This window comes from Sphingomonas flavalba (assembly GCF_047553045.1).
Taxonomy (GTDB): domain Bacteria; phylum Pseudomonadota; class Alphaproteobacteria; order Sphingomonadales; family Sphingomonadaceae; genus Sphingomonas_L; species Sphingomonas_L flavalba_A.
In genome coordinates, this window is record NZ_CP180208.1 from 20,806 (window position 1) to 41,677 (window position 20,872).

Annotated in this window: 24 protein-coding genes; 18 read left to right on the plus strand and 6 right to left on the minus strand. The window is 66.6% G+C overall.

Going from position 1 to position 20,872, the window contains the following annotated elements; translation table 11 throughout:
• Window positions 1-13: 13 nt before the first annotated feature.
• Window positions 14-421 (plus strand): low affinity iron permease family protein, encoded by a 408-nt coding sequence (locus ACMT1E_RS00095; protein ID WP_414901404.1) that lies wholly within the window; start codon window positions 14-16, stop codon window positions 419-421.
• A gap of 21 nt (window positions 422-442) precedes the next feature.
• Here ACMT1E_RS00095 and ACMT1E_RS00100 read toward each other — a convergent pair whose 3' ends face one another.
• Window positions 443-754, minus strand: a complete 312-nt coding sequence (locus ACMT1E_RS00100; RefSeq protein ID WP_414901405.1) for a PilZ domain-containing protein — start codon at window positions 752-754, stop codon at window positions 443-445.
• 289 nt (window positions 755-1,043) lie between these two features.
• Here ACMT1E_RS00100 and ACMT1E_RS00105 point away from each other — a divergent pair, with 289 nt between their 5' ends.
• Window positions 1,044-4,385 (plus strand): glycosyltransferase, encoded by a 3,342-nt coding sequence (locus ACMT1E_RS00105; protein WP_414901407.1) that lies wholly within the window; start codon window positions 1,044-1,046, stop codon window positions 4,383-4,385.
• Window positions 4,386-4,390: 5 nt separating this feature from the next.
• Here ACMT1E_RS00105 and ACMT1E_RS00110 read toward each other — a convergent pair whose 3' ends face one another.
• The 5 genes from ACMT1E_RS00110 to ACMT1E_RS00130 form a co-directional block, all read right to left on the minus strand.
• Window positions 4,391-5,758 (minus strand): ATP-binding protein, encoded by a 1,368-nt coding sequence (locus ACMT1E_RS00110; RefSeq protein ID WP_414901409.1) that lies wholly within the window; start codon window positions 5,756-5,758, stop codon window positions 4,391-4,393.
• Window positions 5,755-6,441, minus strand: a complete 687-nt coding sequence (locus ACMT1E_RS00115; protein ID WP_414901411.1) for a winged helix-turn-helix domain-containing protein — start codon at window positions 6,439-6,441, stop codon at window positions 5,755-5,757. The genes ACMT1E_RS00110 and ACMT1E_RS00115 overlap by 4 nt, the downstream gene beginning before the upstream one ends.
• Entirely contained in the window at window positions 6,431-6,829 is a 399-nt protein-coding gene (locus tag ACMT1E_RS00120; protein ID WP_414901412.1) for a PDZ domain-containing protein, read from the minus strand. Before ACMT1E_RS00120 ends, ACMT1E_RS00115 begins: the two co-directional genes overlap by 11 nt.
• Window positions 6,830-6,925: 96 nt before the next feature.
• The gene (locus tag ACMT1E_RS00125) at window positions 6,926-7,768 is read right to left on the minus strand and encodes a metal-dependent hydrolase (RefSeq protein WP_414901414.1); all 843 of its coding nucleotides are present in this window, start codon (window positions 7,766-7,768) and stop codon (window positions 6,926-6,928) included.
• A gap of 128 nt (window positions 7,769-7,896) precedes the next feature.
• Window positions 7,897-8,070: a hypothetical protein gene (locus tag ACMT1E_RS00130; RefSeq protein WP_414901416.1), complete on the minus strand. Its 174-nt coding sequence runs from the start codon at window positions 8,068-8,070 to the stop codon at window positions 7,897-7,899.
• A 120-nt stretch (window positions 8,071-8,190) separates the two neighbouring features.
• Here ACMT1E_RS00130 and ACMT1E_RS00135 point away from each other — a divergent pair, with 120 nt between their 5' ends.
• The 16 genes from ACMT1E_RS00135 to rpsC all read left to right on the plus strand — a co-directional run bounded on the left by ACMT1E_RS00135 (window position 8,191) and on the right by rpsC (window position 20,872).
• Complete coding sequence (locus ACMT1E_RS00135; protein ID WP_414901418.1) at window positions 8,191-9,441, plus strand: amidohydrolase family protein; 1,251 nt, start codon at window positions 8,191-8,193, stop codon at window positions 9,439-9,441.
• A gap of 16 nt (window positions 9,442-9,457) precedes the next feature.
• On the plus strand, window positions 9,458-9,796 hold the full coding sequence (locus ACMT1E_RS00140) for a DUF3140 domain-containing protein (RefSeq protein ID WP_414901420.1): 339 nt from the start codon (window positions 9,458-9,460) through the stop codon (window positions 9,794-9,796).
• A gap of 42 nt (window positions 9,797-9,838) precedes the next feature.
• Window positions 9,839-10,456 carry a phosphatase PAP2 family protein gene (locus tag ACMT1E_RS00145; RefSeq protein ID WP_414901421.1) on the plus strand — a complete coding sequence of 206 codons (618 nt, stop codon included), beginning with the start codon at window positions 9,839-9,841 and terminating at the stop codon, window positions 10,454-10,456.
• A 28-nt stretch (window positions 10,457-10,484) separates the two neighbouring features.
• The gene (locus ACMT1E_RS00150) at window positions 10,485-11,807 is read left to right on the plus strand and encodes a dicarboxylate/amino acid:cation symporter (protein ID WP_414901423.1); all 1,323 of its coding nucleotides are present in this window, start codon (window positions 10,485-10,487) and stop codon (window positions 11,805-11,807) included.
• 229 nt (window positions 11,808-12,036) lie between these two features.
• Window positions 12,037-12,408, plus strand: coding sequence for a 30S ribosomal protein S12 (gene rpsL / locus ACMT1E_RS00155; protein WP_414901425.1), 372 nt, complete (start codon window positions 12,037-12,039; stop codon window positions 12,406-12,408).
• Between the two features lie 30 nt (window positions 12,409-12,438).
• Window positions 12,439-12,909 carry a 30S ribosomal protein S7 gene (gene rpsG / locus ACMT1E_RS00160; protein ID WP_136161927.1) on the plus strand — a complete coding sequence of 157 codons (471 nt, stop codon included), beginning with the start codon at window positions 12,439-12,441 and terminating at the stop codon, window positions 12,907-12,909.
• A gap of 59 nt (window positions 12,910-12,968) precedes the next feature.
• Complete coding sequence (gene fusA / locus ACMT1E_RS00165) at window positions 12,969-15,044, plus strand: elongation factor G (RefSeq protein WP_414901428.1); 2,076 nt, start codon at window positions 12,969-12,971, stop codon at window positions 15,042-15,044.
• A 76-nt stretch (window positions 15,045-15,120) separates the two neighbouring features.
• A complete protein-coding gene (tuf, locus tag ACMT1E_RS00170) occupies window positions 15,121-16,311 on the plus strand; it encodes an elongation factor Tu (protein ID WP_414901430.1) in 1,191 nt (396 codons plus the stop codon).
• Between the two features lie 102 nt (window positions 16,312-16,413).
• Window positions 16,414-16,725: a 30S ribosomal protein S10 gene (gene rpsJ / locus ACMT1E_RS00175; protein WP_034161642.1), complete on the plus strand. Its 312-nt coding sequence runs from the start codon at window positions 16,414-16,416 to the stop codon at window positions 16,723-16,725.
• Window positions 16,726-16,976: 251 nt separating this feature from the next.
• Window positions 16,977-17,735 (plus strand): 50S ribosomal protein L3, encoded by a 759-nt coding sequence (rplC, locus tag ACMT1E_RS00180; RefSeq protein WP_414901433.1) that lies wholly within the window; start codon window positions 16,977-16,979, stop codon window positions 17,733-17,735.
• Between the two features lie 3 nt (window positions 17,736-17,738).
• Window positions 17,739-18,365 (plus strand): 50S ribosomal protein L4, encoded by a 627-nt coding sequence (gene rplD, locus ACMT1E_RS00185; RefSeq protein WP_414901435.1) that lies wholly within the window; start codon window positions 17,739-17,741, stop codon window positions 18,363-18,365.
• The gene (locus ACMT1E_RS00190; protein ID WP_414901436.1) at window positions 18,358-18,675 is read left to right on the plus strand and encodes a 50S ribosomal protein L23; all 318 of its coding nucleotides are present in this window, start codon (window positions 18,358-18,360) and stop codon (window positions 18,673-18,675) included. Before rplD ends, ACMT1E_RS00190 begins: the two co-directional genes overlap by 8 nt.
• A 4-nt stretch (window positions 18,676-18,679) precedes the next feature.
• Complete coding sequence (gene rplB / locus ACMT1E_RS00195) at window positions 18,680-19,516, plus strand: 50S ribosomal protein L2 (RefSeq protein WP_414901438.1); 837 nt, start codon at window positions 18,680-18,682, stop codon at window positions 19,514-19,516.
• Between the two features lie 3 nt (window positions 19,517-19,519).
• Entirely contained in the window at window positions 19,520-19,795 is a 276-nt protein-coding gene (gene rpsS, locus ACMT1E_RS00200) for a 30S ribosomal protein S19 (RefSeq protein WP_136161920.1), read from the plus strand.
• Complete coding sequence (rplV, locus tag ACMT1E_RS00205; RefSeq protein ID WP_414901440.1) at window positions 19,795-20,172, plus strand: 50S ribosomal protein L22; 378 nt, start codon at window positions 19,795-19,797, stop codon at window positions 20,170-20,172. Before rpsS ends, rplV begins: the two co-directional genes overlap by 1 nt.
• Window positions 20,173-20,176: 4 nt before the next feature.
• Window positions 20,177-20,872: a 30S ribosomal protein S3 gene (gene rpsC, locus ACMT1E_RS00210; protein WP_414901441.1), complete on the plus strand. Its 696-nt coding sequence runs from the start codon at window positions 20,177-20,179 to the stop codon at window positions 20,870-20,872.

The window sequence follows — 20,872 nt, forward strand, 5'->3', positions numbered from 1 at the left end:
GCGAGGCATGGTTATGGACAGGCTATTCGAGCGGCTGGCGACGATGGTGGCCGCCTGGGCCGGGCGGCCTGGGGCGTTCGTGATGGCGCTGTCGGTGGTTGTCGCCTGGGGAGCAAGCGGGCCGCTGTTCGGCTATTCCGACACTTGGCAGCTGGTGATCAATACCGGCACGACGATCGTCACCTTCCTGATGGTGTTTCTGATCCAGAACGCCCAGAACCGCGACGCCAGCGCGATCCAGGCCAAGCTCGACGAACTGATCCGCGCCGTCGAAGGCGCCCGCAACGCCTTCATCGGTATCGAACATCTCGGCGAGGCTGAACTGGAGGAGATTCGCCGCGACATTGAGCGGGCTTACGGCGCGGAAGACGCCGCGAGCCTCCATACCCGCACGCTGGAACGCCTGATCCGCCGGCGTTGAAACCGTGCCGGCCGGCGCCGGTCAGCGCAGCGTCGCGACGATGCGGTCGAACACCGCGATATGGATCGGCTTCTCGAAATGACAGCCGGTAACGACGCCGTCACTCCACGCCACTTTTGCAAATAGCGGGGCCAGCCCGGGCAGGATCAGCCACAGGTGGTCGCCGGTATGCAGGCGCGATACGAACTCGGTCCGAAACCCGGACGTCGACAGGTCGATCAGCCTCACGTCGATCGGCTTTCCGCCGGCCAGACGCAGTTTGACATCGGCCGACACGGCGGCCCTGTCGGTCACCCGGTTCTGCGTGTCGGCGGTGTCGCTTCCGTTATCCATCGTCAACGTCGGTCGGTCCCTGTCTGTGGTCTGGTCTGGATTGGCCGCATACTGCCACGGATCGTCCGCCGGAGCACTCTCGTTTACCCTTTTTCTACCATAATGCCGCGTTCGGCGGTCGCTCCGCCGTCACCTTACCGATCGTTCATTCTCCGGCCATCGGTCTCTCATCGGGCAAGCGCTAGATCGCACTGGTCGGACCAGTCTCCTCCAGTCGGTTCGATTGCCGCGGAACGGCACCCGGCACCCCCGTTTCCGGGTGCCGTTCCGCGCTACGGGGCGCGGCAAGATGACCAGGCCGATTTTCTTCGATGCGAGCGGCCGGCGTCGCAAATGGCTGCTGCGCGGCCTGTTCCTGCTTCTGCTGCTGATCGCCGCCGCCGCCGCCGTGCTCGGCGTGACCATCGCTGCGGTGCCGGTCCCCGATCCGCTGCCGCTGGGGGCGGAACGCCCGCAGCCCCGGCCGTTGCCCGCCCAGATCGCTCATATCCGCCGCCGGCTAACCCGCGGCGTCCACGCTGCCGGGCGCGGGCTTGGCCTGTGGCTGCCGGCGACTCCGCCGCCGCGTGCTGCCGGCAATCCGCTGACCGCGGCCTTCTATGTGTCGTGGGATGATGCCAGTCGCGCGTCGCTGCGCCACCATGTCGGCCAGCTCGACTGGGTGGTGCCGGGCCTCGCCTCCGTCACCGGCGCCGACCACCGGTTCGTCTACACCCATGATCGCGCCTTTTCGCGGATCATGGCCGGGCAGATCCACCGGCCGAAGGTGCTGCCGATGGTCCAGAACAGCGCCGCCGGCCATTGGGACGGGGCGGGCGCCGCCGCGCTGTTCGCCGATGCGGCAGCTCGTGCCCGCCTGCTGGATGGTGTCGCGGCGATGGTCGCGGCCGAGCACGGCGCCGGCATCGTCTTCGATTTTGAGGATCTGCCGCCGGCGGCGCAGCGCCCCTATCGCCGGTTCCTGGCCGAGGCGCGGGCGCGGTTCGCCCCGCAGGGGCTGATCGTTGCCGCGACCGTGCCGGTCGGCGACGCGGACTGGGACATCGCCGCCTATGCGCGGGTCGCCGACCGGCTGCTCGTCATGGATTATGACGAGCATTGGCTTGGCGGAACGGCGGGGCCGATCGCCTCCCAGCCGTGGTTCGTCGCCCAGTTGCGCGCGGCGATGCGCGCCGCCGGGCCAAAGGCGATTTTGGCGATCGGCAGCTACGCCTATGACTGGCACGGTACCGTCGATGCGCTGACCGTCGAGGAGGCATGGCTTGTCGCCCATGACAGCGGCGCCGCGATCGCGTTCGATCCGGCAAGCGGCAACCCGACCTTCGCCTATGCGGAAAGCGGCGTGCCGCACCGGGTGTGGATGTTGGATGCGGCAACCGTCTGGAACCAGCTCCGTGCCGCACGCGTCGCCGGGGTCGGCGGCGTCGCATTGTGGCGGCTCGGCAGCGAGGACCCCGGTGTCTGGCCCGCGCTTGCCGCCTACGGCCACGCCCGCCCGCCGGATCTGTCGGCGATCACCCCGGTCGGCAATGTCGATGTCGAGGGCAATGGCGAGATTGTCCACATCGACAGCGCGCCGACCACCGGTCATCGCACGGTGGTCAGCGATGCCGACGGCCTGATCCGCGACGAGCACTACGGCACGCTGCCTACGCCTTACGTGGTGCGCCGGACCGGCTACCGCCCCGGGGTGGTCGCGCTGACCTTCGATGACGGCCCCGATGCGGACTGGACGCCGAAGATTCTGGCCATCCTCAAGCAGAAGCAAGTGCCGGCGACCTTCTTCGTCATCGGCGAAAACGCGATGGAGCATCCGCTACTGCTCGGCGACATATTGGCGCAGGGCAGCGAGATCGGCAGCCACAGCTACACCCACCCCAACCTCGCGCTCGAATCGCCGCGCGGCATGCGGATCGAGCTGAACGCCACCCAGCGGCTGATCGAGGCCTATACCGGCCGGTCGATGCGGCTGTTCCGCGCCCCCTATTTCGGCGATGCCGAGCCGACGACGGCGGATGAGCTCGGCCCGGCGCTGCAGGCGCAGCAGGCCGGCTATGTCAATGTCGGCCTGCATGTCGATACGGAGGACTGGCGGACGCCCGGCGTCGCCGCGATCGTCCGCAATGCGATCGCTCAGGTGACGGCGGGCAATGACGAACGTTCCGGCCAGATCGTACTCCTCCATGACGGCGGCGGGGTGCGGGCGCAGACGGTGGCGGCGCTGCCGGCGATCATCGACGGCCTCAGGGCGCGCGGCTACCGCTTCGTTCCCGTCTCGGCGCTGGCCGGGTTGAGCGCGGCGCAGGCGATGCCGCCGGTCACCGGGTCCGACCTCGCCGCCGTTCGCGCCGACGTCGGCATCTTCCTGGCGGTCGCGGCGCTCGGCTGGCTGCTCAAATGGCTGTTCTTCGTAGCGATCACATTGGGCATCGGCCGGGCGGTGCTGATCGCGGTGCTGGCGGTGCGGTCCAACCTGCCCGGCAATCGGCGGGTGCCGCCGCCGGTCGATCCCGGCCGGTTCGTCTCGGTCATCATCCCCGCCTACAACGAAGCGCGGGTGATCGCCGCCTCGGTCCGGCGGGTGCTCGCCAGCCGCGATGTGCGGATCGAGGTGATCGTTGTCGACGACGGCTCGACCGACGGCACCAGCGCGATCGTCGCCACCGGCTTCGCCGATGAGCCGCGGGTGCGGCTGCTGGCGCTGGAGAATGGCGGCAAGGCGACCGCGCTCAACCGTGCGCTGGCGCTGGCGCAGGGGGAGATCGTCGTCGCCCTCGACGCCGATACCCAGTTCGAACCGGACACCATCGCCCGGCTCGTCCGCTGGTTCGCCGACCCGGCGATCGGCGCCGTCGCCGGCAACGCCAAGGTCGGCAACCGGGTCAACCTGGCGACCCGCTGGCAGTCGGTCGAATATGTCACCGCGCAGAATCTGGAACGCCGCGCGCTCGACCGCTTTGGCGCGATCACCGTCGTGCCGGGCGCGGTCGGGGCGTGGCGCCGCGCCGCGCTCGATGCGGTCGGTGGCTATCCGGTCGATACGCTGGCCGAGGATCAGGACCTGACCATCGCCATCCAGCGGATCGGCTGGACCGTCGCTTATGATGCCGATGCCGTGGCGTGGACGGAGGCGCCGCAGGGGTTCCGTGCCCTTGCCCGCCAGCGCTTCCGCTGGGCGTTCGGCACGTTGCAATGCCTGTGGAAGCATCGCGCGGTGCTGCGCACCGGGCGGCCGCAGGGGCTGGCGCTGGTCGGCCTGCCGCAGGCGTGGCTGTTCCAGATCCTGTTCGCGCTGATCTCTCCGGTCATCGACCTGGCGCTGGTGGCCAGCGCGGTCGCGACGGTCGCGCGCGTGCAGCAGCACGGTTGGGTGCAGACCCATACCGACGTGATCCGCATGGCCGTATACTGGCTGGCGTTCACCGCGATCGACGCGGTCTGCGGCTGGATCGCCTATCGGCTTGACCCGCGTGAGCGGCGCTATCCATTGCTGCTGCTGCTCGCCCAGCGCTTCGTCTATCGCCAGTTGATGTATTCGGTCGTGATCCGCGCCGTGGCTGCCGCCGTCGGCGGACCGCGGGTCGGCTGGGGCAAGCTGGACCGTACCGGTACGGTCGCGGCGCCGGTCTAGCGCGCCTATCCGGTCACCGACATCCGGATCCGCAGCCCCGGCGCGTTGTCTTGCAGCGTCAATGTCCCACCGTGCAGCCGCGCCACCGCAGCGACCAGAGCGAGGCCAAGGCCGGCACCGCCGACGTGGCGCGCGGCATCCAGCCGGCCGAAGCGGCGAACCGCTTCGGCGCGGCGTTCGACGGGAATGCCGGGTCCGTCATCGGCGATGACGATTTCCGCGCCGTCGGCGGTCGGCGCCGCGGCCAGTCGGATGTGGCCGGCGCCGTATTTCACGGCATTATCGACCAGGTTGGCAATAGCCTGGCCGAGCAACTCGCGATGGACGGGTATGCGTAGCGGCGGTGCGGGGTCCTGGCTGATGGTGAAACCGCGTTCCTCGACCAGCGGGCCATACACCTCGACAAGATCGCCAAGCATCCGGGTCAGGTCGGTCCCGGCGAATCGGTCGCGACCGATGCCGGCCTCGGCGCGGCTGATCTGCAATGCCGTCGACAGCATGGCGAGGAGGGTGTCGGCTTCCGCCAGCGCGGTTGCCAGTGCCGCCTGCTCGCCGCTGTCGCTGGTTTCGCCCAGCGCGCGCTCTAGCGTCGCCTTCAGCCGGGTGAGCGGGGAACGCAGGTCGTGCGCCAGCCCATCGGTGACGATCCGCAATTCACTGACCAGCGTTTCGATCCGTTCCAGCATCACGTTGATCGACAGGCCGACCGCCTCGAACGCGTCGCCGCTGCCGTCCGGCACCACCCGGTGCGACAGGTCGCCGGCGCCGACGGCGCGCGCCGTCGCGGCGATGTTGCGCAGCCGCCCGTCGATCAGCCGCGCCGCCGCCCAGGCGCCGATCAGCGCCAGTGGCAGCGCCAGCAGCAGCGCGCTGAGCAGCGCGGCTTCGACGACGCGGTTCAGTTTAAGGCTGCTTTCGACGACATGACCGGCCAGCAGGCGGCCGCCGTCTGGTAATGCCGCCGACACCAGTTCCATCCGCTCCGGCTGGGCGCCGCCGACGCGGAACAGGTCGATCGTGCGCCATGGCGCCCCTGGCGTGACGTTTGGCGGCCAGGCGCCAAGATTGCCGGCGATCGGCCGCCCGTCCGCGCGGGCGAGGAGCAGCACCGTGTCAGCGTTGCCGACGCTGTCCAGCCGGGCGCGAATCGCTGCTACCAGTGCCGGGCCGCCGCCTTCTCCGTAGGTCGACAGCAGGTCGTCGCGTAGCGCCACGGATAGCGCGCGGCTGTCGCCAATCAGTTCGTCGAGAATAAGTTGCCGAACGGTCATCAATATCGCGCCGGCGGACAGCAATTGGAGGATGAAGACCAGCGCCGCGAAACGGAACGACGCCGAACGGGCGATCGCGGACAGGCCGCGCGCCGGCGTCAATCGCCGAGACCCAGACGGTAGCCGGCGCCGCGCACCGTGTGCAGCAATGGGCGTGGGTGGCCTTCGTCCAGCTTCTTGCGCAGCCGACTGACATGCACGTCGATCACGTTGGTGCCGGGGTCGAAATGATAATCCCAAACCCCTTCGAGCAACATCGTGCGGGTGACGACCTGTTCCTGATGGCGCAGCAGATATTCGAGCAGCTTGAACTCGCGGGGCTGGAGATCGATGGGCGCGCCGCCACGCCGGACCTTGCGCGCCAGCAGGTCCATTTCCAGATCGTCGCAGGCCAGCCGGGTCTCCGGTGTCGCGCCACCGGGCCGACGCCGGAGCAGCAGCCTTAGCCGGGCAAGCAGTTCGGCAAAGGCGAATGGTTTGGTCAGATAGTCGTCCGAACCGGCGGTCAGCCCGCCGACGCGGTCGTCGACCGAGGCAAGCGCCGACAGCAGCACCACCGGCGTCTCGACCCCGGCGGCGCGCAGCGCGGCGAGGACGGCCATCCCGTCCATGCCGGGCAGCATGCGGTCGAGGATGATCGCGTCGTGGCCGCCGCCGGTCGCGTGGAACAGGCCGTCGCGGCCGTCGTCGGCGATGTCGACGACAAAGCCCTCCTCTGTCAGCCCCTTGGCGATGTAGGCCGACGTTGCGGCGTCGTCTTCGATCAGCAGGATTCTATGCGCCATGCGCGCCCACTCCATTCACGCGGCGATCGATCTGCACGTCGATCTGTTGATCGCCGCGTCTGAGGTGCAGCGTCAATACCGGATTGCCGTCCTGGTCGACCGTGCGGGCAAGGTCGCGCAGCGAGGCGACGGCCCGTCCGTTGATCGCCTCGATCCGGTCGCCGACGCGCAGGGCGCGGGGCGCCGCGCCGCCGGTCGTGCGCAGGCTGGTGACGAGCAGGCCGGGGCCGTCCGTCCGCGCCGCCGGCTCCAGCGTCACGTCCGGCAGGGCGCCGAAGCCTGCCGATGGCGAATGCTGCCCGGCAATGTGAAGGTGGATCAGCCGGCTTGCCACGGCGATGCCCAGAAGCAGCAGCATCGCGCTTCCCAGCCTGCGCGCGGCGGTCATTCCCCATTGTCTCCCATGGACCCGCCTCAGGATGCGGCCGGCCGCCTGTCGTCGAGATGGGCAGGGTATGACCAAAGTTTCACACAACCAAAAGCTTCACACGGGCGCGGCTTCGGTTGCGACGGCGGAGAAGTGCCGGCGCGCTTCCTCATAGGCGGGGGGCAGCGCGATGCGCGCCGGGTCGTACCAGGGCATATGCATGCGCAGGGCGCGCGGCAGGAAATGGCGCAGGTAAAGCCGGTTGAACGCATTGCGGTCGGCGCGCGCGGCCGGGCCGTCATAGGCGGCCATCGTTTCCGCGTCCGCCTTGCGCATCAGCCGGGCGAAGCGCAGGCCCCAGCGGATAAAATGGGCTTGCGCGCGCGCGCCGGCGATCACCCGTCGGTGCCAGCCGCCGATGACATGGCGATAGACGTCGAAGGCGACGCTGCGATGCTCCAACTCTTCCATCACGTGCCATTTCGCGAGGTCGGCCAGCGGGCTGTCGACCCGGTCGAACGCGCCGAGCTGAAGCTGGGTGCAGGCGGTGGCGCAGGTCAGCGCCTCGAAACCCTCGGCATAGGCCAGGTTGAACGCCAGTGGCCGCGCCTTGGTGAAGCCGCGATACTCGGCGTCCAGCTCCGCCTCCAGCGTCTTCAACGCGGCAAAGCCGGGGCGCAGCGACCGGATCACGTCATTGGCGCGGGCGTGTTGGCGGTGGTGCTCGCCCTCCTGCGCGCAGAAGCCGCGGATCGCGACCTTCAGCGCCGGGTCGGTGACGTGCGGCAGCGCCTGGCCCATCGTCCGGATCAGATATGGTTCCAGATAGGGCAGCATCATCCAGGTGCCGAGGAACAGATAGGACCCGGCGGGATCGTTGCGAATAAACACCCGCTCCATGTCGGCGGAGAAGAGAAAAGCCATCCGCCGCACGGTGATCGTCCTGTCGCTGTCCGCCATCCATCCACCATCCCGAACCCGCCGCCGGAGAATTATAGACGGTTGCGGACGCCAGCGTCCATGCGTCCCACACGGAAACGGGCGCCGGCCCACCCCGGCCGGCGCCCGTCGCTTCGTCGCGTCGCCGGTCAGGCGAGCGCGGGCGGTCGCCGTCGGTCGCGCAGAGCCCCGCCGACCAGCTCGAAGCCGGTGATCGGCGCATAGGCGTCACAGGCGATGCCGCCGCCGATGCCGACAAGGGTGGTCGAGTTGGCCTGAACCAGGAAGGTCCAGCCCCTCCGCGCCGCCGGCCTGCCCGCCAAGCGCAGGGGGCAAGCGTAGGACGTGGCGGCCGTCGTCGTTCGCCGCGGCGGCTTGCGGCGGAATACTGGAACGTGCATCCATGCGTGTCGGGACGGGGGGACGAAAACATGCGTTTTTTCATGCTGATGTTGGCCGCGCTCGCTGCTGCTCCGGCCGGGGGCGAAACGATCGTGGTCACCGCAGACCATATGGTCGATGTGCTGGCCGGACGGGTGATCGCCGATCCGGTGGTGGTCATCACCGACGGGCGGATCGCGTCGGTCGGCGGCACGCCGCATATCCCGGCCGACGCAAAGCGAATCGCCCTGCCGGGCAAGACGATTCTGCCCGGCCTGATCGACATGCATGTCCACCTGACCGGGCTGGCCGAAATCGGCGGCTATCGCGGTCTGCAATATAGTGACAGTTTCTGGAGCGCGGTCAGTGTAGCCAATGCGAAAAAGACGCTGGAGGCGGGCTTCACCGCAGTCCGCAATCTTGGCGCGGCGGGCTTTCAGGATGTCGGCCTGCGCCAGGCGATCGACGCTGGCTACGTGCCGGGGCCGCGGATCACCACCGCCGGCTATGCCATTGGCGCGACCGGCGGGCATTGCGATGAAACCGGACTGCCGCCGGGGATGGATCGTGTCGCGCCGACCGTCGTCGACAGCCCGCAGGCCGGGCGGCAGAAGGTGCGCTGGCTGCACAAATATGGCGCGCGCGTGATCAAGATCTGCGCGACCGGCGGCGTCTTCTCGCTCGGCGATTCCGTCGGTGGTCAGCAACTGAGCGCGGAGGAGATGAAGGCGATCGCCGACGAAGCGCATATGCTGGGCCTGAAGGTCGCCGCCCATGCCCATGGCGATGCCGGCATCCGCGCGGCGATCGCGGCCGGTATCGACACGATCGAACATTGTAGTCTGGCCGACGACGCGACGATCGCGCTGGCGGCCAGGACCCGCACCTGGTTCTCGATGGATATCTACAACGACGACTATATTCTCGCGACCGGCGAGGCCAACGGGACCTTGCCGGAAAGCCTGGAGAAGGAGCGCATGATCGGCCGCCTCCAACGTGAAACATTTCGCCGCGCCGTCCGCGCCGGGGTTCCGATGCTGTTTGGGACAGATGCCGGCGTCTATCCGCATGGCGACAATGCAAAGCAGTTCACCAAGATGGTCGAATGGGGGATGACCGCGATGCAGGCGATCCAGTCGGCGACACGCAACGCTGCCGAGGCATTGGGCCGCACCGACGACGTTGGTGCGATCGCGGTCGGTCGCTATGGCGACATCATCGCTGTCGACGGCGATCCGCTCCGCGATATCCGCCTACTGCAGAAGGTGACCGTGGTCATCAAGGGCGGCGAACTGATCAAGCGGGCCGATTGAACGGGGAGCGGCGACGATGCTCCCGCCCGATCGAGACCGCATCCGCCGCGATTTCCACGCCTGTGTGAATATGTCGGCGACGGAATTGGCGGCGTGGCTGGGCACCGACGAAAGCTGGCGTGTCGGCTGGAAGGGCGATGGTGGAAGCGGCGAAAGCGTAGGCCACGCCGCCGGCCGCAATATCGTTGCCCTGCTGCGTAAACCGGTGGAAGCGCTGGATGACGCTGACTATGCCCATATGCGCAAGGCGGTCGGCGTGTGCCGGCGCCATCTCGCGCAGCCGCCCGACAACAAGGTGACGTCGCGCTGGCGCTATGCTTTGATGAACTGGGGCCATGATCCGTTGAAGGATTGATCGCCCCGGTATGCGGCGGGCAGTATCGGGAAAGGATCGCGGGTGACGGTAGGGCGGACGGTTGTCGTCGGTTGTCTGCTGATCGCGGCGGCACTGCTGGTCGGCCTGTGGATCACCCTGTCGGGAACGCCGGCCTTTGATTCGGCGATCATCCGCTCCATCGCCCCCTGGCGCGCGTCGGCGGTGCCGTGGCTGGCGCTGACCCATGTTGGCGATGGCTGGCCGCGCAGCCTCGTTGGCATCGGCATTGCCGCGCTGTTTGCGTGGAAGGGCCGCCGCCGGGCGGCGGCGGCGCTGGTCGGCACGATGGTCGCGATCGCCGCCGTCAACAGCGGGCTTAAACTGCTGTTCGCGCGCCCGCGCCCGGACTTGCTCGCCCATCTCGATCGGGTATCGGACCTCAGCTTTCCAAGTGGCCACTCCGCCAACAACATGGCGTTCTGGCTGCTGCTCGCGCTGTTGATCGATCGCCGGCTGGCCCTGCCTGCCATGGCCGTTGCCGGGCTGATCGGGGTGTCGCGAATCGTTGTCGGCGTGCACTGGCCAAGCGACGTGCTGGCCGGATGGCTGCTCGGCGCGGGTTTCGCGCTGATCGGCTGGGCCTCGGCAGAACCGGAGTCCAGGCGGGCTTGGTCGCCTCAAAGGCAAACTATGTTGTAATCGTGGCGCAAAAGCGCACCTCAGCGCGATGGTCGCGTCCGCTCGCCCCGCATCACGGTTTTTCGACCGCTTCGGCCTGCAGGTGCTGGTCGGAATGCTGCTTGGTCTTGTGCTTGGCCTGGTTGCGCGCGGTATGCCGGCGGGCAGCTGGCTCGTGGTGGGACTCGATACCACAGGCAGTATCTTCATCCAGTTGCTGAAAGTGCTGGTGCCGCCGCTGGTGTTTACCGCCATCGTCGCCAGCATCGCCAATCTGCGGAGCCTGAACAATGCCGGTCGGCTGGTTGCCCAGACGCTGTTGTGGTTCGCGCTGACCGCGCTGGTCGCGGTCAGCATCGGGCTGGTACTCGGCACCATACTCCAGCCCGGCCTGCGCGGCGGTGTCGACGCGGCTGCCGCGGTTGCCCCGCGAGAGGTGGGGACCTGGCTGGATTTCCTGAAAGGGCTGGTGCCAGCGAACTGGCTCGGTCTGGGGGTGTCGACCGCGCTGGCCGACGGCGGTGCGACAACGACGCTGTCGTTCAATGTGCTGCAGATCGTCGTCATCTCGATTCTGGTCGGGGTGGCCGCGTTGCGCACGGGCGCGGCGGGAGAACCCTTCCTCGCTTTCAACCAGTCGGCGCTGGCGATCGTCCGCAAGCTGCTGTGGTGGGTGATCCGGCTGACGCCGATCGGCACGATCGGCCTGTTCGGGCGGGCGGTCGCGCTTTACGGTTGGGACTCGCTCGCCCGCCTCGGCTGGTTCGCCGCCGCCGTCTATATCGGTCTCGCCCTGGTCATCGCCGTCGTCTACCCGACGATCCTCGCGCTTCACGGCCTCAATCCGCTGCGTTTCTTCGAGAAAGCGTGGCCGGCGATCCAGCTTGGCTTCGTCTCGCGTTCGTCGATCGGCACCATGCCGGTGACAGAGGCAGTGACCGAGCGCGGGCTAGGCGTCCCGCGCGGTTACGCCGCGTTTGCCATTCCGCTTGCCGCGACGACGAAGATGGATGGCTGCGCCGCCATCTATCCTGCCATCGCCGCGCTGTTTGTCGCGCAATACTTTGGGCTGCCGCTAGGCGTGACCGACTATTTTCTGATCGTCTTTGTTTCAGTCGTTGGCTCGGCGGCGACGGCGGGACTGACCGGGGCGATCGTCATGCTGACTCTGACGCTGACCACGCTGGGGCTCCCGTTGGAAGGGGCCGGCCTGCTCCTCGCCATCGACCCGATTCTCGACATGGGGCGGACGGCGGTCAACGTCGCCGGTCAGGCGGTCGTCGCGACCGTCGTCGCCAAGCGCGAGGGGATACTGGACGAAGCGGCCTACGCCGCCGCACCCGACGGCGCGCCGCTGGCGCTTGGCGCCTGACCGGGCCTGAACGGGGGGTGGCCCGGCCGCCCGGTTGACCGTTTCCGACTCCATCGCTATAGGCCGCCCTCGCCCGCGGACTCGTCATCGGAGACGTGCGCGGATTGGCGGGCGCGCTTGAACATTGCCGGGTCATGCGAGGGCCAAGGGGCCGAACGGTCCCGAGGCTCTTTTGTGTTGGTTCGTTTTCGGGCTCCGGCAAAGTAACCGCTTGAAAGGTGAAGGCTTCATGCCGACGATTAATCAGCTGGTCCGCAAGGGCCGCGATCCGCAGAAGGCCAATTCGAAGGTCCCTGCGATGGAGGCGAACCCGCAGAAGCGCGGCGTTTGCACCCGCGTCTACACGACGACTCCGAAGAAGCCGAACTCGGCGCTTCGCAAGGTTGCCAAGGTCCGTCTGACCAACAGCCGCGAAGTCATCAGCTACATTCCCGGTGAAGGCCACAACCTTCAGGAGCACTCTGTGGTGCTGATCCGTGGCGGCCGCGTGCGCGACTTGCCTGGCGTGCGCTACCACATTCTGCGCGGCGTGCTTGACACCCAGGGCGTCAAGGACCGCAGGCAGAGCCGCTCCAAGTACGGCGCCAAGCGCCCGAAGTAAGATCAGGCCTTTCAACGAAGGATTCAGCCAATGGCTCGTCGTCGTCGTCCCGAGAAGCGGGAGATTTTGCCCGATCCGAAGTTCGGGGATATCGTTCTCTCCAAGTTCATGAACAGCGTCATGCTCGACGGCAAGAAGGCCGTCGCCGAGGGCATCGTCTATGGCGCGCTCGACACCGTCGAGGCGCGCGCCAAGAAGGACCCTCTGCAGGTTTTTCATGATGCGCTCAACAATGTGAAGCCGGGCATCGAGGTCCGCAGCCGCCGTGTCGGCGGTGCGACCTACCAGGTCCCGGTGGAAGTCCGTCCCGAGCGTTCGCAGGCGCTGGCGATCCGCTGGCTGATCGCGGCGGCGCGCGCGCGCAGCGAGCATACGATGGCCGCGCGGCTGTCGGGCGAGTTGATGGACGCTTCGGCGAATCGCGGCAACGCGGTGAAGAAGCGTGAGGATACGCACCGCATGGCCGAGGCGAACCGCGCCTTCAGCCATTACCGCTGGTAAAACAGTCACCACCTGGCCGGGGCGGCGCCACCGCCGCTCCGGCATCGGAGTTTCAGATCATGGCCCGCAGCCATCCGCTCGAGAAATATCGCAACATCGGCATCATGGCGCATATTGACGCCGGCAAGACGACGACGACCGAGCGCATCCTCTATTACACCGGCAAGTCCTACAAGATCGGCGAGACCCACGAGGGGACCGCGACGATGGACTGGATGGAGCAGGAGCAGGAACGCGGGATCACGATCACGTCGGCCGCGACGACCTGCTTCTGGCGCGACCACCGCGTCAACATCATCGACACGCCCGGCCACGTCGACTTCACGATCGAGGTCGAGCGTTCGCTGCGCGTGCTCGACGGCGCGGTCGCCTGCTTCGATGGTGTCGCCGGTGTCGAGCCGCAGTCGGAAACGGTGTGGCGTCAGGCGGAAAAATATCACGTTCCGCGGATGTGCTTCGTCAACAAGCTCGACCGCACCGGCGCCAATTTTGAGCGCTGCGTCGACATGATCCGCGACCGCCTGGGAGCCCGCCCGCTGGTCCTTTATCTTCCGATCGGCATCGAGAGCAGCTTCAAGGGGCTCGTCGACCTGGTCGAGAACCGGGCGATCATCTGGCTCGAAGAGAGCCTGGGCGCCAAGTTCGAAATCACCGGAATTCCCGATGACCTGAAGGACGCGGCCGCGGCCGCCCGCCAGGCGCTGATCGAGGCCGCCGTCGAGCAGGACGACGCCGCGATGGAAGCGTTTTTCGACGGGCAGGAGCCGGACGCCGACACGCTGCGCAAGCTGATCCGCAAGGGTACGCTGAACTTCTCGTTCGTGCCGGTGCTGTGCGGCTCCGCGTTCAAGAACAAGGGCGTGCAGCCGCTGCTCGACGCGGTCATCGACTATCTGCCGTCGCCGCTCGACATTCCGCCGGTCGACGGTGTCAAGCTGGACGGTGAGACCCACGATACCCGCCCGGCGTCGGACGATGCGCCGTTCTCCGCGCTGGCGTTCAAGATCATGAACGACCCGTTCGTCGGCACACTGACCTTTGCTCGCGTCTATTCCGGCAAGCTGGAGGCGGCTTCGACCGTCTCCAACTCGGTCAAGGACAAGAAGGAAAAGGTCGGCCGCATGCTGCTGATGCATGCGAACAGCCGCGAAGATATCCAGGAAGCCTATGCCGGCGACATCGTTGCGCTGGCCGGACTCAAGGACACGACCACCGGTGACACGCTGTGTGCGCAAAACGCGCCGATCATCCTGGAGCGCATGGAGTTCCCGGAGCCGGTGATCGAGGTCGCGGTCGAGCCGAAGACCAAGGCTGACCAGGAGAAGATGGGCGTCGCGCTCAACCGCCTGGCGCGCGAGGATCCGTCCTTCCGCGTGACCAGCGATGCCGAGAGCGGCCAGACCATCATCAAGGGGATGGGTGAGCTCCACCTCGAGATCCTGGTCGACCGCATGAAGCGCGAATTCAAGGTCGAGGCGAATGTCGGCGCGCCGCAGGTTGCCTATCGCGAATATCTCGCGAAGCCGGTGGACATCGACTACACCCACAAGAAGCAGTCGGGCGGCTCCGGCCAGTTCGGCCGCGTCAAAGTGTCGCTGGTTCCGGGCGAGCGCGGTTCGGGCATCCAGTTCTTCGACGAGGTCAAGGGCGGCAATATTCCCAAGGAATATATCCCGTCGGTCGAAAAGGGCATGCGCGAGACGGCGGCGACCGGTTCGCTGATCGGTTTCCCGATCATCGATTTCGAGATCCACCTGACCGACGGCGCCTATCACGACGTCGACTCGTCGGCGCTGGCGTTCGAGATCACCGGCCGCGCGGCGATGCGCGAGGCGGCGCAGAAGGCAGGCATCAAGCTGCTCGAGCCGATCATGAAGGTCGAGGTGGTGACGCCGGAAGATTATCTGGGCGACGTCATCGGCGACCTCAACTCGCGGCGCGGCCAGATCCAGGGCACCGACACGCGCGGCAACGCGACGGCGGTTGAAGCGATGGTCCCGCTTGCCAATATGTTCGGCTATGTGAACCAGCTGCGCTCGTTCACGCAGGGGCGCGCGCAGTACACGATGCAGTTCTCGCATTATGACGAAGTGCCTGCCAACGTCGCCGACGAGGTGAAGGCGAAGCTGGCATAACGCTGGATTTATGGTTATGGGCGCCTCCGCCTCGGGCGGTTCGCTCGGAAAACGGATCTGAAAGAAGGTAGGAAAAATGGCGAAAGCGAAGTTCGAGCGGACCAAACCGCACTGCAACATCGGCACCATCGGTCACGTCGACCACGGCAAGACGTCGCTGACGGCGGCGATCACCAAGGTGTTGGCGGAAACCGGCGGCGCGACGTTCACCGCCTACGACAACATCGACAAGGCGCCGGAAGAGCGTGAGCGCGGCATCACGATCGCCACCAGCCACGTCGAGTACGAGACCGGCAAGCGCCACTATGCGCACGTCGACTGCCCGGGCCACGCCGACTATGTGAAGAACATGATCACCGGCGCCGCGCAGATGGACGGCGCGATCCTGGTGGTGTCGGCCAGCGATGGCCCGATGCCGCAGACCAAGGAGCACATCCTGCTGGCCAAGCAGGTTGGCGTGCCGACCATGGTCGTGTTCATGAACAAGGTCGATCAGGTCGACGACGAGGAAATCCTGGAGCTCGTCGAGCTGGAAATCCGCGAGGAACTGTCGAAGCGCGATTTCGACGGCGACAATATTCCGATCATCCGTGGCTCGGCGCTCGCCGCGCTCGAGGACAGCAACGACGAGATCGGCAAGAACGCGATCCTGAAGCTGATGGAAGCGGTCGACGAGTGGATCCCGCAGCCGGAGCGTCCGCTGGACAAGCCGTTCCTGATGCCGATCGAAGACGTGTTCTCGATTTCGGGTCGCGGCACCGTCGTCACCGGCCGCGTCGAGACCGGCGTCGTCAAGGTTGGCGAAGAAGTCGAGATCGTCGGCATCAAGGACACCAAGAAGACCGTCGTCACTGGCGTCGAAATGTTCCGCAAGCTGCTCGATCAGGGCGAGGCGGGCGACAACATCGGTGCGCTGATCCGCGGCGTCGGCCGTGATGAGGTGGAACGTGGTCAGGTTCTGGCCAAGCCGGGCTCGATCACGCCGCACACCGAGTTCAGCTCGGAAGTCTACGTGCTGTCGAAGGACGAAGGTGGCCGTCACACGCCGTTCTTCGCCAACTACCGCCCGCAGTTCTACTTCCGCACCACCGACGTCACCGGTGAGGTCGTCCTCCCCGAGGGCACCGAGATGGTGATGCCGGGCGACAACGTTCAGCTGAACGTCAAGCTGATCGCGCCGATCGCCATGGATCCGGGCCTGCGCTTCGCGATTCGCGAAGGCGGCCGGACCGTCGGCGCCGGGGTTGTCGCCTCGATCAACAAGTAATAACAGGTCGTCGGCCGCCCGATTCCGCTTAATGGGGAATCGGGCGGCCTCTCTTGTGAAGCCCGACAATACGGGCATGGCTCTTTCGCATCGGTAGTGGACATGGAAACCCAGAATATCCGCATTCGCCTCAAGGCGTTCGATCATCGCGTGCTTGATCAGGCGACCGGCGACATCGCCGATACCGCGCGTCGTACCGGCGCGCTCATTCGCGGGCCCATTCCGCTGCCGACGCGCATCGAGAAGTTCACGGTCAACCGTGGCCCGCACATCGACAAGAAGTCGCGCGAGCAGTTCGAGGTCCGCACCTACAAGCGGATGCTCGACATCGTGCAGCCGACTCCGCAGACCGTCGACGCGCTGATGAAGCTCGATCTCGCTGCGGGTGTTGATGTCGAGATCAAACTGGCCTAAGAGGCCGCCTCCGCCGAACGATTGATTCGGTTGGCGGGCTTTCGCCGCGGCGTCTGTCGCGGTGGGGAAGCAGGGATACCGGCCAGCTTGCTGGCGACCGAGTCCCCGTCTTTCGCTTTGATGTTGAAGCGGAAAACCGGCCCTGACGGGGGCGCGCGATATTTGGGCTGGCTCTGATCCCGGATCAGGGCCTTTTTCATTGGCACGCTCGCGGGCAACCCCGTGAGCCTCTGTTCGGAAGGATGTGGATCATGCGCACTGGCGTGATCGCGAAGAAGATGGGCATGACCCGCCTGTTCCAGGAAGATGGCCGCCACGTGCCGGTCACCGTCCTGCAGCTCGACAAGGTTCAGGTCGTCGCGCGCAAGGAAGCGGATCGGGACGGTTACGTCGCCGTCCAGCTCGGCGCCGGCGTCGCCAAGGTCAAGAATGTCGCCAAGCCGCAGCGTGGCCATTTCGGCAAGGCCGAAGTGGAGCCGAAGGCCCGGCTGACCGAGTTCCGCGTGTCCGAAGACGCGCTGCTCGATGTTGGCGTGGAGCTGTCGGCTGACCATTATGTCGCCGGCCAGCTGGTCGATATCTCGGGTCAGACGCAGGGCAAGGGTTTTGCCGGCGCGATGAAGCGCTGGAACTTCGGCGGTCTGCGTGCCAGTCACGGCGTCTCGGTTTCGCATCGCTCGCACGGTTCAACCGGGCAGCGGCAGGACCCGGGTCGCGTGTTCAAGAACAAAAAGATGGCCGGCCATATGGGCGACCGTCAGCGCACCCAGCAGAATCTGGAGATCGTCCGCACCGATGCCGAGCGCGGGCTGCTCTTCGTCAAGGGGTCGGTGCCCGGTCACAAGGGGGCCTGGCTGATCGTCAAGGATGCGGTGAAGGTGCCGCGCCATGCTGACGCGCCCTATCCGGCCGGCCTGAAGGCCGCCGCCAACAGCAATCAGGATGCTCCCGCCGATACGCCGGCCCCGGTCGACACCGCTGCGGAAGCCACCGAAGGCCAGGAGGGCTAAGCCATGAAGGTCAAGGTTCAGACCCTCGACGCCAAGGCGAGCGGCGATATCGAGCTGAAGGACGAGATTTTCGGTCTCGATCCGCGCGCCGACATCCTGCATCGCGTCGTCACCTGGCAGCTTGAGAAGCGCCGGGGTACCGCGCGCGCCGCGCGCGAGCGCAGCGATGTCGCCCGTACCGGCAAGAAGTTCGGCCGGCAGAAGGGCGGCGGCACCGCCCGTCACGGCGATCGTCGCGCGCCGGTGTTCATCGGCGGCGGTAAGGCGCATGGCCCGCGCGTCCGTGATTTCAACCCGTCGCTGAACAAGAAGGTTCGCGCGCTCGGTTTGAAAATGGCGCTGTCGGCCAAGGCGAAGGATGGCAAGCTGATCGTTCTCGATGCGCTGGCGGTGAAGGGCGGCAAGACCAAGGCACTCGCCGCCGACCTCGCCAAGCTCGGCTTCGGTCGCACGGCGCTGGTCATCGACGGCGACACGGTCGACACCAGCTTCGCGCTGGCGTCCGGCAACCTCGTCGGCGTCAATGTGCTGCCGACGATCGGCGCCAACGTCTATGACATTCTGAAGCATGATACGCTGGTGCTGACCCGCGCCGCGGTCGAAAAGCTGGAGGCGCGCCTCAATGGCTAAGAAGAAGGACGCGGCCGCGGTCGACCTCCGTCATTACGACGTGGTCGTTGCGCCCCACATCACCGAGAAGGCGACGATGCTGACCGAGCATAACGCGGTGGTCTTCAAGGTCGCTGCCGATGCTTCGAAGCCGCAGATCAAGGCTGCGATCGAGGCGCTGTTCGGCGTGACGGTGACCGGCGTCAACACGCTGGTCCAGAAGGGCAAGTCCAAGCGGTGGAAGGGGCGGCCCTACACCCGTTCGGACATCAAGAAAGCGATCGTGACGCTGGCTGAAGGTCAGTCGATCGACGTGACGACGGGAATCTGAAGCGATGGCGCTGAAGCATTATAATCCGACGAGCCCGGGCCAGCGCGGCCTCATTCTCGTCGACCGGGCGTCGCTCTGGAAGGGCAAGCCGGTCAAGGCGCTGACCGAAGGCAAGCGCAAGACGGGTGGCCGCAACAACAAGGGCCATGTCACCTCGCGTGGCATCGCCGGCGGGCACAAGCAGCGCTATCGCATCATCGATTTCAAGCGCCGCAAGTGGGATATGCCGGCGGTGGTCGAGCGGATCGAATATGACCCGAACCGCACCGCCTTCATCGCGCTGATCAAGTATCAGGACGATACGCTCGCCTACATCATCGCGCCGCAGCGCCTGGGCGTCGGTGACGCGGTGGTCGCCGGCAAGAAAACCGACGTGAAGCCAGGCAACGCGATGGAACTGGGCCAGATGCCGGTCGGCACCATCGTCCACAACGTCGAGATGAAGCCGGGCAAGGGCGGTCAGATCGCCCGTTCGGCCGGCACCTATGTGCAGGTCGTCGGCCGTGACCGCGGCATGGTCATCGTTCGCCTGAACTCGGGCGAGCAGCGGTATATTCGTGCGGATTGCATGGCGACGGTCGGCGCGGTGTCGAACCACGACAACGCCAACCAGAATTTCGCCAAGGCTGGCCGTAGCCGCTGGATGGGGCGGCGTCCGCTGACCCGCGGCGTTGCGAAGAACCCGGTCGATCACCCGCATGGCGGCGGCGAAGGCCGCACTTCCGGCGGCCGCCACCCGGTCACCCCGTGGGGCAAGCCGACCAAGGGTGCGCGCACCCGCCATAACAAGGCGACGGACAAGATGATCATCCGGTCGCGCCACGCGAAGAAGAAGAGGTAAGTCATGGCCCGTTCCATCTGGAAAGGTCCGTTCGTCGACCTGCATCTGCTGAAAAAAGCGGAAGTGGCTCAGGAGACGAGCGCGCGCGCCCCGATCAAGACCTGGTCGCGCCGGTCGACGATCCTGCCGCAGTTCGTCGGGCTGACCTTCAACGTCTATAACGGCCGCAAGTTCGTGCCGGTATCGGTGAACGAGGACATGGTTGGCATGAAGCTCGGCGAATTTGCGCCGACCCGGTATTTCCCGGGCCACGCCGCCGACAGGAAGGGCAAGCGCTAATGGGCAAGCCAGCAGCACCGCGTCGCGTTGGCGATAACGAAGCGCTCGCCGTCGGCAGCGCCATTCGTGGCAGCGCGCAGAAGCTGAACCTGGTCGCGGGCCTGATCCGCGGCAAGAAGGCCGGCGACGCGCTCAACATTCTCGCTTTCTCGCCGAAGGCAATGGCGGTCGATGTCCGCAAGGTTCTGGCCTCGGCCATCGCCAATGCGGAGAACAACCACAATCTCGACGTCGACGCCCTCGTCGTCGCCGAGGCGTCGGTCGGCAAGGCGATCACGATGAAGCGTTTCGCCACCCGCGGTCGCGGCAAGTCGACCCGCATCCTGAAGCCGTTCAGCAAGGTCCGGATCGTCGTGCGCGAGCAGGAAGAGGCATAAGCATATGGGTCAGAAATCCAATCCGATCGGCCTGCGCCTCCAGATCAACCGCACCTGGGACAGCCGCTGGTTCGCCGAAGGCCATGATTACGGCCGGCTGCTGCTGGAGGATCTGAAGATCCGCCGGCACATCATGAAGACGCTGCCGCAGGCGGCGATCTCCAAGGTGGTGATCGAGCGCCCGGCCAAGCTGTGCCGCGTGTCGATCTTCGCTGCCCGTCCGGGCGTGATCATCGGCAAGAAGGGCGCGGACATCGAAAAGCTGCGCAAGACGCTCGGCGCGATGACCTCGTCGGACGTGTCGCTGAACATCGTCGAGATCCGCAAGCCTGAAATCGACTCGCGCCTCGTTGCGCAGGGTGTCGCCGATCAGCTCGAACGCCGCGTTGCCTTCCGGCGCGCGATGAAGCGGGCGGTGCAGTCGGCGCTGCGTCTCGGCGCCGAAGGCATCCGCATCACCTGCGGCGGCCGGCTTGGCGGGGCGGAAATCGCCCGCACCGAATGGTATCGCGAAGGGCGGGTGCCGTTGCACACGCTGCGCGCGAACGTCGACTATGCCGAGGCGGAAGCCCACACCGCCTATGGCGTGTGCGGCGTCAAGGTCTGGATCTTCAAGGGTGAGATTCTGGGGCACGACCCGCTCGCCCAGGATCGGCTGATGATGGAGGCTCAGACCTCCGGCGTCCGCCCGGCCCGATAA

Bases quoted from the DNA above. Each gene is read 5' to 3' on its own strand.
- ACMT1E_RS00095 (WP_414901404.1), top strand. From the start codon at position 14: ATGGACAGGCTATTCGAGCGGCTGGCGACGATGGTGGCCGCCTGGGCC.
- ACMT1E_RS00100 (WP_414901405.1), bottom strand. From the start codon at position 754: ATGGATAACGGAAGCGACACCGCCGACACGCAGAACCGGGTGACCGAC.
- ACMT1E_RS00105 (WP_414901407.1), top strand. From the start codon at position 1,044: ATGACCAGGCCGATTTTCTTCGATGCGAGCGGCCGGCGTCGCAAATGG.
- ACMT1E_RS00115 (WP_414901411.1), bottom strand. From the start codon at position 6,441: ATGGCGCATAGAATCCTGCTGATCGAAGACGACGCCGCAACGTCGGCC.
- ACMT1E_RS00120 (WP_414901412.1), bottom strand. From the start codon at position 6,829: ATGACCGCCGCGCGCAGGCTGGGAAGCGCGATGCTGCTGCTTCTGGGC.
- ACMT1E_RS00125 (WP_414901414.1), bottom strand. From the start codon at position 7,768: ATGGCGGACAGCGACAGGACGATCACCGTGCGGCGGATGGCTTTTCTC.
- ACMT1E_RS00135 (WP_414901418.1), top strand. From the start codon at position 8,191: ATGCTGATGTTGGCCGCGCTCGCTGCTGCTCCGGCCGGGGGCGAAACG.
- ACMT1E_RS00140 (WP_414901420.1), top strand. From the start codon at position 9,458: ATGCTCCCGCCCGATCGAGACCGCATCCGCCGCGATTTCCACGCCTGT.
- ACMT1E_RS00150 (WP_414901423.1), top strand. From the start codon at position 10,485: ATGGTCGCGTCCGCTCGCCCCGCATCACGGTTTTTCGACCGCTTCGGC.
- rpsL (WP_414901425.1), top strand. From the start codon at position 12,037: ATGCCGACGATTAATCAGCTGGTCCGCAAGGGCCGCGATCCGCAGAAG.
- rpsG (WP_136161927.1), top strand. From the start codon at position 12,439: ATGGCTCGTCGTCGTCGTCCCGAGAAGCGGGAGATTTTGCCCGATCCG.
- fusA (WP_414901428.1), top strand. From the start codon at position 12,969: ATGGCCCGCAGCCATCCGCTCGAGAAATATCGCAACATCGGCATCATG.
- tuf (WP_414901430.1), top strand. From the start codon at position 15,121: ATGGCGAAAGCGAAGTTCGAGCGGACCAAACCGCACTGCAACATCGGC.
- rpsJ (WP_034161642.1), top strand. From the start codon at position 16,414: ATGGAAACCCAGAATATCCGCATTCGCCTCAAGGCGTTCGATCATCGC.
- rplC (WP_414901433.1), top strand. From the start codon at position 16,977: ATGCGCACTGGCGTGATCGCGAAGAAGATGGGCATGACCCGCCTGTTC.
- rplD (WP_414901435.1), top strand. From the start codon at position 17,739: ATGAAGGTCAAGGTTCAGACCCTCGACGCCAAGGCGAGCGGCGATATC.
- ACMT1E_RS00190 (WP_414901436.1), top strand. From the start codon at position 18,358: ATGGCTAAGAAGAAGGACGCGGCCGCGGTCGACCTCCGTCATTACGAC.
- rplB (WP_414901438.1), top strand. From the start codon at position 18,680: ATGGCGCTGAAGCATTATAATCCGACGAGCCCGGGCCAGCGCGGCCTC.
- rpsS (WP_136161920.1), top strand. From the start codon at position 19,520: ATGGCCCGTTCCATCTGGAAAGGTCCGTTCGTCGACCTGCATCTGCTG.
- rplV (WP_414901440.1), top strand. From the start codon at position 19,795: ATGGGCAAGCCAGCAGCACCGCGTCGCGTTGGCGATAACGAAGCGCTC.
- rpsC (WP_414901441.1), top strand. From the start codon at position 20,177: ATGGGTCAGAAATCCAATCCGATCGGCCTGCGCCTCCAGATCAACCGC.